The sequence below is a fragment of the Sutcliffiella halmapala genome, assembly GCF_002019665.1.
GTDB classification, from domain to species: Bacteria; Bacillota; Bacilli; order Bacillales; family Bacillaceae_I; genus Sutcliffiella_A; species Sutcliffiella_A halmapala.
In genome coordinates, this window is the sequence record NZ_KV917375.1 from 1,297,461 (window position 1) to 1,308,257 (window position 10,797).

Here is a 10,797-nt window from a genome sequence, read left to right on the forward strand (position 1 = left end):
TTCTCTTCCTAAATTAGGAAGAGAACGAGTCTTTTTTTTATTCCCAGCTTCCAAGCAACGGAAATCGAAAGGGAGTTTGACAGTTAACCCTTATTTTCAGGATAGCTTTTGATTTTTTTGGACAAATCTTTTTTGTAAGTCGGTCTATTTTGGACATAGGGCTCGTATACATGTTAGTACAAACCGTCTTAGGAGGGAAACCTATGTCTAATAAAAAAGTAAAAATGACTGCTGCAGCTGTTCTTGCATCTTCGGTATTTTTATCAGGATGTGGATTATTTGGAGGCGATGATGATCAAGCCGGACAAGAAAATGAATTGCCACAGGATGTTAGTTATGTGGATGAGGTAGATGATGTAACAGATGAAGAGGCTACAGAAGAAGGTACTGAAACGGATGGCGAGGACGTGGCGGTAACCGATAAGGTGCAAAGAGAAATATACTTAATTGATAGCAATGGTTATGTGGTGTCTCAAACCTTGGAAATTCCTAAAGCAGAGGGTACTGCTAAACAAGCATTAGAATACTTAGTAGTTGGTGGACCTGTGGAGGAGTTATTGCCAAATGGGTTCCGTGCTGTGCTTCCAGCTGGGACGGAAGTGGATGTAAACTTGAAAGAGGATGGAACGATTGTAGCGGATTTTTCTAGTGAATTTGCTAACTATGAAGCGGCAGATGAGAAGAGAATCCTTGAATCAATCACGTGGACATTAACACAATTTCCTAATGTGAATAAGGTGCAAATCCAAGTAAATGGGCATAATCAAGATGTAATGCCGGTTAATAAGACACCGATTGGTGATGGGATTAGTCGTACAAACGGGATTAACTTAGATACGACGGAAACGGTAGATATTATGAATACTCGGCCTGTTACTCTCTACTTTGTAGCAGATAGCAATGACGGGGAGCCTTACTATGTACCGATTACGAAACGATTGGCTATGAATGGAGCAGTTGATTTCGCAGCTGTTGTTAATGCGCTAATTTCAGGACCAGCTCATCAATCTGGTCTAACAAATGAGCTGACAACAGAAATAGAGTTACTCTCTGAACCGAAATACGAGAATGGAAACCTAGCTTTGGATTTTAATGAAAAGATTCTCGGACTAGAAGGGAAAGTTGTGTCAAAGGCAATTGTGGATTCCTTAGTTCTAACGTTAACGGAACAAAAGGGTGTGGAAACCATCGCTATTACGGTTAACGGAGAAGGTGACTTAATGGCAACAGATGGTACGAACGTATCTGAGCCAGTTGCTCGTCCGGAAAAAGTGAACACAGGTAGGTTTTAATTAGTAATATTTGATATACTAATGAAGGACATGTGAAGAGGTAGGATATCTGCCTCTTCTTTCCTATTTTATTCGTGTTACATACTTGTTTATTTTTAGTAAAGGAGTTTAGATAATGTCTAGAGTAGATGGAAGAAAACTTAACGAAATTAGAGAAATTGAAATTATACCTAATTACATAAAACATCCTGAAGGATCTGTATTAATAACGGTTGGAGATACAAAAGTGATTTGTACGGCAACAATTGAGGATAGAGTTCCACCATTTATGAGAGGTCAAGGAAAAGGCTGGATTACAGCAGAATATTCCATGCTTCCAAGAGCAACTGAAAAAAGAACAATGAGGGAATCAACAAAGGGAAAAGTAACTGGTAGAACGATGGAAATTCAACGTCTTATTGGTAGAGCACTTCGATCAGTGGTGGATTTAGAGAAGCTAGGGGAAAAAACTATCTGGATCGATTGTGACGTCATTCAAGCAGATGGTGGAACAAGAACTGCTTCCATTACAGGTGCTTTTGTTGCGATGGTTCTTGCTTTTCAAAAATTAGTAGAAACTAAGAAAATTAAGTCATTGCCTATTACGGATTATTTAGCTGCAACATCTGTAGGTATTGATGAGGATACAGGTCCGATACTTGATTTGAATTACATAGAAGATTCAAAGGCACTAGTGGATATGAATGTTGTAATGACTGGTTCTTTAGATTTTATAGAAGTGCAAGGAACTGGAGAAGAAGCAACGTTCTCTAGGAAGCAACTTAACGAACTATTAGATTTAGCTGAAGAAGGAATTCTTCAACTAGTTGAACACCAAAAGATTGCGTTAGGTTCTTTAGTTGAAGGTATTGGCCAAGCGAAAAAGGTAGGGAAATAAAATGAAAGAAATCATTATTGCAACCAATAATCCTGGAAAAGTAAAAGAATTTCAAACTATTTTCGGTCCAAAAGGTTTTTTCGTAAAATCTTTAGCAGATTTTCCTGAGATACCTGAAATAGAGGAGACTGGTACAACTTTTGAAGAAAATGCTCTGTTAAAGGCAGTAGCGATGTCTGAGCACTTAGGGAAAATAGTAGTAGCGGATGATTCTGGCCTAGAGGTAGATGCTTTAAACGGTGAGCCTGGTGTGTACTCAGCTAGATATGCGGGTACAGATAAAAATGATACAGAGAACTATCTGAAAGTGTTAAACGAACTTATCGATGTGCCAGAAGAAAAAAGAACGGCAAGATTTGTTTGTGTACTTGCAGTAGTACAGCCAGGTGGAAAGGAACGAACCTTCCGCGGAACATGTGAAGGTACTATTACGAGAGATCCAGTAGGGGATAATGGCTTTGGTTATGATCCAATATTCTTTGTAGCGGAAAAAAGTAAAACAATGGCACAACTCTCGAAAGAAGAAAAAAATGAAATTAGTCATCGAGGGAATGCGATCAAGAAATTAACTAGTCAATGGGATGAGCTTTTTCTCGCAGAATAGGAGTGAGAGAATGAAAGTAGTAATTGTTAGTGACAATCATGGACAAAAAGAGGTATTACAGCAAATAAAAACTAGACACCACGAGGATGTCGACCATTTTATTCATTGTGGAGATTCAGAATTACCATTAAAAAGTGGTGAAATGAACGGTTTTGATGCAGTAAGAGGGAACTGTGATTTTGATAGTAATTATCCAGAACAATTAACAAAAAAAATTGAAGAAAATCGTCTATTTGTCACACACGGACATCTTTATCAAGTGAAATCCTCACTTCTGCCACTAAGGTATGCAGCAGAAGAAGTAGGGGCCAATGTCGTTTGTTTTGGTCATTCACATATTGCAGGTGCAGAATATTTGGATGGCATTCTCTTTGTTAACCCTGGTAGTATCGCATTGCCGCGTATGACACGTGACAAAACCTATGCTATAATAGAAGATACAAATCTCGTTTTTTTCGTACATTACTATAATGAAAAGGGAGACAGATTGTCCTCCCATACATTTAAGAAGTAAAGGAGAGAAGGTATTCCCTCTCCTTTATCTCTTCTGAAAATTATATGAGAAAAATTTTGAAAAAGTGTTGACTTTAGATTCCGTATCTCATATAATAAATCTTGTCGCTGATGAAATTAGTAAATATTTCTTGTGATTAAAACAAATACGAAATAACTATTTTATATGTCCCAGTAGCTCAGCAGGATAGAGCAACGGCCTTCTAAGCCGTGTGTCGGGGGTTCGAATCCCTCCTGGGACGCCAATTTTATTTTTGCTTAATTATTACATATATAACTTACGCAGATAGCGTCCATATAAACACCCTTAAATGCAGTTAAATCAGCGTTTGAGGGTGTTTTTTATTTTTTACTCTGATATAAAGGACAGTGTTGATTTTTAGGACGATAGCTGTTGGTTGGAGCACAAGGCGAAGACTCCTGCGGGAGATAGCGTTTTGTGGAGACCCCACAGGCGTAGCCGAGGAGGCTCCACAAGCGCCCCGCGGAAAGCGAAGCCTAGTGCGGAAATCAACAGCGGTGTTTAACAGATACGTAGAAATAAAAATTCTATACACAAATTTTACACAAACCTTGTCTAGAATTATTTCATCCTAAATCAGCTCGGATCCCCCTAATCACTTGTACTCCTGACCAAACATTGATACACTTGTTTCAAATATTTCCACTATAAAAATAGGACGGCAAAATATAAATGAAAAACAAATCAAATGAGAAAAAGAAGATTGTAGAGTTTCCGAATCTTAAGCATCGTCTATTAGAAAAAGCAATGAATACCATGAAAGAGAAGAAATTTGCAGAGGCACTTGCCTTATTTGAACAAGCAAGAGAAAGTGAGTATGCCTATGCAGAAGTGGAACTTGGAATGGTTGTTTGCTTCATGGAGTTGGGGCAGTTAACAGAGGCGAAAAATCGTTGTAAGAAGATGCTGAGAGAAGATGTTGGTGATTATTTTCACATCCTTCAAATTTATATTACGATATTAATTCAGTTGAAGGAGTATGGAGAAGTCAAAACGACGATTGAGGCAATTTTGGAAGAGGATAGGATTCCGGCTCAGTACGCTCAGAACTTTTATCAGCTGTTGGAGTTTGCGAGAAAGATGCTACCTAGCGAAGAAAACGAAAGTGAATTACATACAGAAGTAGAACAGGATGACAATAGCTTTCATTCGTTTCCAATTGAAGAGCTTCATTTAGGGGCTATACAAAAGCAATACGAACTCATCCAGCAGTTAAAAAGTATGCATATTCGCCCCTTTCTTTCTGAGGTTGAATTATATCTTAAAAATGAGGAAATGCATCCAGTTTTAAAAACATTTTTACTTCATATATTGAAGGAGCAAGGGGTGGAGAAGGAAATTCAGCTGATAAAGCTAGGTAAATCCGTAAGCGTCATACCAAAGGATTTACCATCAGGTGAGGAAGATCCTTTTTTAAATAAAGTAATAGGTGTCTTAGATGATACAGTGAATAGCGAGAATCCCATTCTTTTTGAGAGTCTAAAAGAAATGCTCGTGCGACTACATACAGTTCATTTTCCGCTTCCTTTTTATCCAAACTCCCCTAAGATATGGGCCGCGGGCTTACATAAGATTGGCAATGATTTATATGGGATGCTTGTCGATGAAGAAGTGTTTTTAGAAGAATATCATATATCTACCCATGAATTAGAGGATATTTTACAAAAAATAAAGAAACTTGAAGATTTTTCATTTTTACATTTATAATGGTATCTGTTGAACTCATTGCAGGTTATGTTATAATGTAAGGGTTGTAAACTGTATATACCATATAGGATTCTTAGATTGCTCTATTTCTAGATGCAATCAAGAGTGTGCTTGCAGCAAAAAAAATGTAAAAAAAACCACCGATAATAAGTGGTTAAGCAGATAAGATAGTGCTTGTTCGAACGACCATTATCTTTTTCGAAAATAGATTGTTGGAGGGAAAATTATGTCTGCTAAATGGGAAAAGTTAGAAGGAAATCAAGGTGTATTAACGATTGAAGTTGACGCAACTGCAGTTAACAAAGGCCTTGACGAAGCATTCAAAAAAGTTGTAACAAAAGTAAACGTACCAGGATTCCGTAAAGGTAAAGTACCTCGTGGAATGTTCGAGCAACGTTTTGGTGTAGAAGTATTATACCAAGATGCTCTTGATATCATTCTTCCAGAAGCGTATGCAAAAGCTGTAACTGAAACTGGAATCGAGCCGGTTGACCAACCTGAGATCGACATCGAAACAATCGAAAAAAATCAACCTTTAGTATTCACTGCTAAAGTTATTGTGAAGCCTGAAGTAAAATTAGGCGAATACAAAGGCTTAGAAGTGGAACGTTTAGAGTCTACTGTATCTGATGAAGATGTAGATGCTGAATTAAAAGGTCTTCAAGAGCGTCAAGCTGAGCTTGTTGTGAAAGAAGAAGGCGCGATTGCAAATGGTGACACAGTGGTTATGGACTTTGAAGGTTTTGTAAATGGTGAAGCTTTTGAAGGTGGAAAAGCGGAGAACTATTCTTTAGAAATCGGTTCTAACACGTTTATTCCTGGTTTTGAAGAGCAACTTGTTGGCCTTGAAGCTGGAGCGGAGAAAGAAGTGGAAGTTTCTTTCCCTGAAGAATACCATGCAGAAGAATTAGCTGGTAAGCCTGCAGTGTTCAAAGTAACAGTTCACGAAATCAAAACAAAAGAACTTCCTGCACTTGATGACGAGTTTGCAAAAGACGTAGACGAAGAAGTAGAAACTCTTGATGAGCTAAAAGCTAAAACTAAAGCTCGTTTAGAAGAAACGAAAAAGACAGAAGCGGACAACCACCTTCGTGACACTATAGTGGAAAAAGCAGCTGAAAACACAGAAGTTGAAATTCCAGAAGCTATGGTTAAAACAGAAGTAGACCGCATGGTTCGTGAATTCGAACAACGTCTTCAAATGCAAGGTATGAATTTAGAGCTTTACTTCCAATTCTCTGGTCAAGACGAAGAAGCACTTCGTACGCAAATGAAAGAAGATGCAGAAAAGCGTGTGAAAATGAACTTAACGCTTGAAGCTATTTCTAAAGCAGAGAACATTGAAATAACAGACGAAGAAGCAAACGAAGAAGTTGAAAAAATGGCTGGCATGTACAACATGTCTTTAGACCAAATTAAGCAAGCTTTAGGTAGCTTAGAAGGTCTTAAAGAAGATTTAAAAATTAGAAAAGCAATTGATTTCCTTGTAGAAAACAGTAAAGATGTTGCATAATAAGATATAAGAGACAAGGCGCGACTTGATCGTGCCTTGTTTTGTACCATTAGGAGTTCATTTTGATTAGAATTTCCACTATTTCCAACCATCGCTGTGTTATTTATCTATATCATGGATACAATAGTACGGACTCTTCCTCTAAAATATCCATACATAACCAAAGAGATATTATTAGAAATCTTAGGCAAAAATGTGGTAAAATGCAGTACATAACTATTTGTTTTGGATTAAATAAGAAATTTTCTTTCTTATTGAATAAGAAATGCTAAGGTGGATATACGTCTGCTCTAGTTTTTTTATTCATTGTTTTTAAGTTTTACCAGCCGGTGGATGAGAATAGAGAGAAATGATAAGGGGTGAAACAATTTGTTTAAATTTAATGATGAAAAAGGACAATTAAAATGTTCTTTCTGTGGGAAAACACAGGATCAAGTTCGTAAACTTGTTGCTGGGCCAGGTGTATACATATGTGATGAATGTATTGAACTTTGTACAGAGATTGTGGAAGAGGAACTAGGTACAGAGGAAGAAGTAGAGTTTAAGGATGTTCCAAAGCCAAAAGAAATCCGTGATATTTTAGACGAATATGTTATTGGCCAGGAGTCTGCAAAAAAATCACTATCTGTAGCGGTGTATAACCACTATAAGCGTATTAATTCCAACAGCAAAATCGATGATGTAGAGCTTGCAAAGAGTAATATTGCTATGATTGGACCAACTGGTAGTGGTAAAACTTTACTAGCTCAAACTTTAGCAAGAATTTTAAATGTTCCATTTGCTATTGCTGATGCAACTTCTTTAACAGAAGCTGGTTATGTTGGGGAAGATGTAGAGAACATTCTACTTAAATTAATCCAAGCAGCGGATTATGATGTAGAAAAAGCGGAAAAAGGGATCATCTATATTGATGAGATTGACAAAGTAGCACGTAAATCAGAAAATCCGTCTATTACACGTGATGTTTCTGGTGAAGGGGTACAGCAGGCACTACTGAAAATTCTTGAGGGTACAGTTGCAAGTGTTCCTCCTCAAGGTGGAAGAAAGCATCCACATCAAGAGTTCATTCAAATTGACACTACAAATATCCTGTTCATTTGTGGGGGAGCATTTGATGGAATCGAACAAATCATTAAACGACGCTTAGGAAAGAAAGTTATTGGTTTTGGTACAGAAGCAATAACGGAAGACTTAGAACAAAAAGAACTACTTTCTAAAGTGTTACCAGAAGACTTGCTTAGATTTGGGTTAATCCCAGAGTTTATTGGACGTCTTCCAGTAACAGCTAGTTTAATGCCTTTAGATGAGGATGCATTAATTGAAATCTTAACCAAACCGAAAAATGCCCTAGTAAAGCAGTATCAAAAGATGTTAAATCTTGATAGTGTAGAGCTAGAATTTGAAGAAGGTGCTCTAACGGAAATTGCGAAAAAAGCAATTGAACGTAAAACGGGAGCGCGTGGTTTAAGATCTATTATTGAAGGTATTATGCTTGATGTAATGTATGAGCTTCCTTCAAGAGATGATATCAAAAAATGTATTATTACAGCAGAAACAGTTGCTGATAATGTTGCACCTAAACTAATTTTAGACGATGGCTCTGAATTAGAAGAGGATGAAAAGACTTCAGCATAAGTGAAAAAAGAGTATTCCTATAGTGGGAATGCTCTTTTTTTTATGTATGGAAAATTTTAAAAATATACAAGGATTTTCATAATTTAACCAAATGCTTTTTATTGGTTTATTCCCTCTTTTGCACGGAAATACTAGCAAATAATCACATCAAGAATGCAGGAGGGTAATTATGTCTTGGACAGGTATAGCACTGTTTATTCAGCTTTTCTTTGGAATAGTAATTGGACTCTATTTTTGGAACCTGCTACGCAATCAGCGGACACAAAAAGTATCTATTGATAAAGAATCAAAAAAGGAAATGGAACAACTTCGTAAAATGAGAAATATATCTCTATCAGAGCCTTTGGCAGAGAAAGTTCGGCCAACTAGCTTTAAAGAAATCGTTGGACAAGAGGATGGGATTAAAGCATTAAAGGCTGCCATCTGTGGGCCTAATCCACAACATGTAATCATTTATGGACCGCCTGGTGTAGGGAAAACTGCTGCAGCTCGTCTCGTTTTAGAGGAAGCGAAGAAGAATCAAAAATCGCCATTTAAATCTTCAGCTGTTTTTATTGAGCTTGATGCGACAACCGCTCGTTTTGATGAAAGGGGGATTGCAGATCCGTTAATAGGATCCGTACATGACCCGATATACCAAGGTGCAGGAGCGATGGGACAAGCTGGAATTCCTCAACCAAAGCAAGGAGCAGTAACCCATGCCCATGGTGGAATGCTGTTTATTGATGAAATAGGTGAACTACACTCTATTCAGATGAACAAACTACTTAAAGTATTAGAAGATAGAAAAGTATTTCTTGATAGTGCCTATTATAGCGAGGAAAATCACCAAATACCGACGCATATTCATGATATTTTCCAAAATGGTTTACCAGCCGATTTTCGACTAGTAGGGGCTACTACACGAACTCCTAATGAAATTCCACCTGCAATTCGTTCTAGATGTATGGAAGTTTTTTTCCGCGAATTAGATAAAGATGAATTGGAAAGTGTGGCGAGGAATGCAGTTTCTAAAATTCATATGACTGCGGAAGAAGAAGGGATTAGCATGTTAGCATCGTATACTCGTAATGGCCGTGAGGTAGTAAATATGATGCAAATTGCCGCTGGACTTGCTATTACAGAAGATAGATATGAAGTAAAGTTAGAGGACATTGAATGGGTAATTCATTCCAGTCAGCTTGTACCAAAATATGAAAATAAAATTAAAGAAGAAGCGCAACTTGGTCTCGTAAATGGATTAGCTGTTTTTGGACCGAATTCCGGTGCTTTATTAGAAATTGAAGTGACAGCTATCCCAACGGAAACAAAGAAGGGGACAGTAAATATTACTGGTATTGTAGAAGAGGAAAGTATAGGTGGACAAGGTGGAAAATCTGTCCGTCGTAAAAGTATGGCTAAGGGCTCTGTAGAAAATGTTATCACTGTATTGCGGTCTCTAGGTGTTCCGGCGGCTGACTACGATATACATGTAAACTTCCCGGGGGGCATCCCGATTGATGGACCTTCAGCTGGTATTGCGATGGCAACAGGAATTTATTCAGCCATCTTCAAATTACCAGTCAGCAATCTTGTCGCGATGACAGGAGAGATAAGCATTCATGGAACTGTGAAACCAATTGGTGGTGTCATTCCGAAAATAAAAGCTGCCAAACAAGCTGGTGCACAAAGAGTTATCATACCTGCTGAAAACATGCAGTCCATTATTAGAGAAATCGAAGGAATTGAAATTATCCCAGTCAGAGAGTTCCAAGAAGTGCTCGACCTTGCTCTCATAAGAGAAAAAGCAACCGAAAGTACCTTCGATAATATCATCCAAGCGCCAATCTCCATTTCTCAAACAGAATCGATGTAGAGAGTAGAGGGCGACAGGTTATTATGTAAAATAATTTTAAAAAATGGTCAGGCCCCAAATGGATTATTCTGCAAGTTGTAGTTTGCAGTAACTATTTGGTGCCTGATTTTTTTGTTAATCGTGCCCTCAAAACGCCCAAAAAGAAAATAGAGGGAACGATCAGAGCGCAATCGTGCCCTCAAAATCCAAAAAAAGAAAATAGAGGGAACGATCAGAGCGCAATCGTGCCCTCCAAACAAGCAAAAAGAAAATAGAGGTCACGATCAGGGTGTAATCGTGCCCTCAAAACCCCAAATAAGAAAATAGAGGGAACGATCAGAGCGCAATCGTACCCTCAAAACCCCAAAAAAGAAAATAGAGGTCACGATCAAAGTGTAATCGTTCCCTCAAGACACCCAAAAAGAAAATAGAGGGAACGATTAGAGCGCAATCGTACCCTCAAAACCCCAAAAAAGAAAATAGAGGTCACGATCAAAGTGTAATCGTTCCCTCAAGACACCCAAAAAGAAAGTAGAGGGAACGATCAGAGCGCAATCGTGCCCTCAAAACCCCAAAAAAGAAAATAGAGGGAACGATCAAAGCGTAATCGTGCCCTCAAATCGCCCAAAAAGAAAATAGAGGGAACGATCAAAGCGTAATCGTGCCCTCAAAACCCCAAAAAAAGAAAATAGAGGGAACGATCAGAGCGTAATCGTACCCTCAAATCGCCCAAAAAGAAAATAGAGGGAACGATCAGAGCGTAATCGTACCCTCAAAACCCCCAAAAAGAAAATAGAGGG

8 protein-coding genes and 1 tRNA gene are annotated in these 10,797 nt (G+C 38.1%); all 9 read left to right on the forward strand.

Annotated features, from left to right (window positions below):
- The first annotated feature begins 203 nt into the window (after positions 1-203).
- The 9 genes from BK580_RS06185 (at position 204) to lonB (ending at position 10,018) form a co-directional block, all read left to right on the forward strand.
- Positions 204-1,292: a GerMN domain-containing protein gene (locus BK580_RS06185; protein ID WP_078379489.1), complete on the forward strand. Its 1,089-nt coding sequence runs from the start codon at positions 204-206 to the stop codon at positions 1,290-1,292.
- A gap of 115 nt (positions 1,293-1,407) precedes the next feature.
- Positions 1,408-2,169, forward strand: a complete 762-nt coding sequence (rph, locus tag BK580_RS06190; RefSeq protein ID WP_078379490.1) for a ribonuclease PH — start codon at positions 1,408-1,410, stop codon at positions 2,167-2,169.
- A 1-nt stretch (position 2,170) separates the two neighbouring features.
- Entirely contained in the window at positions 2,171-2,773 is a 603-nt protein-coding gene (locus BK580_RS06195) for an XTP/dITP diphosphatase (RefSeq protein ID WP_078379491.1), read from the forward strand.
- Positions 2,774-2,783: 10 nt separating this feature from the next.
- Positions 2,784-3,287 (forward strand): metallophosphoesterase, encoded by a 504-nt coding sequence (locus BK580_RS06200; RefSeq protein ID WP_078379492.1) that lies wholly within the window; start codon positions 2,784-2,786, stop codon positions 3,285-3,287.
- 167 nt (positions 3,288-3,454) lie between these two features.
- Positions 3,455-3,531: transfer RNA gene (locus tag BK580_RS06205), tRNA-Arg, on the forward strand.
- 449 nt (positions 3,532-3,980) lie between these two features.
- On the forward strand, positions 3,981-5,015 hold the full coding sequence (locus tag BK580_RS06210) for a tetratricopeptide repeat protein (protein ID WP_078379493.1): 1,035 nt from the start codon (positions 3,981-3,983) through the stop codon (positions 5,013-5,015).
- A 226-nt stretch (positions 5,016-5,241) separates the two neighbouring features.
- Positions 5,242-6,528 carry a trigger factor gene (gene tig, locus BK580_RS06215; RefSeq protein ID WP_078379494.1) on the forward strand — a complete coding sequence of 429 codons (1,287 nt, stop codon included), beginning with the start codon at positions 5,242-5,244 and terminating at the stop codon, positions 6,526-6,528.
- Positions 6,529-6,897: 369 nt separating this feature from the next.
- On the forward strand, positions 6,898-8,163 hold the full coding sequence (gene clpX / locus BK580_RS06220; RefSeq protein WP_078379495.1) for an ATP-dependent protease ATP-binding subunit ClpX: 1,266 nt from the start codon (positions 6,898-6,900) through the stop codon (positions 8,161-8,163).
- A 169-nt stretch (positions 8,164-8,332) separates the two neighbouring features.
- A complete protein-coding gene (gene lonB / locus BK580_RS06225) occupies positions 8,333-10,018 on the forward strand; it encodes an ATP-dependent protease LonB (protein ID WP_078379496.1) in 1,686 nt (561 codons plus the stop codon).
- Positions 10,019-10,797: the final 779 nt, after the last annotated feature.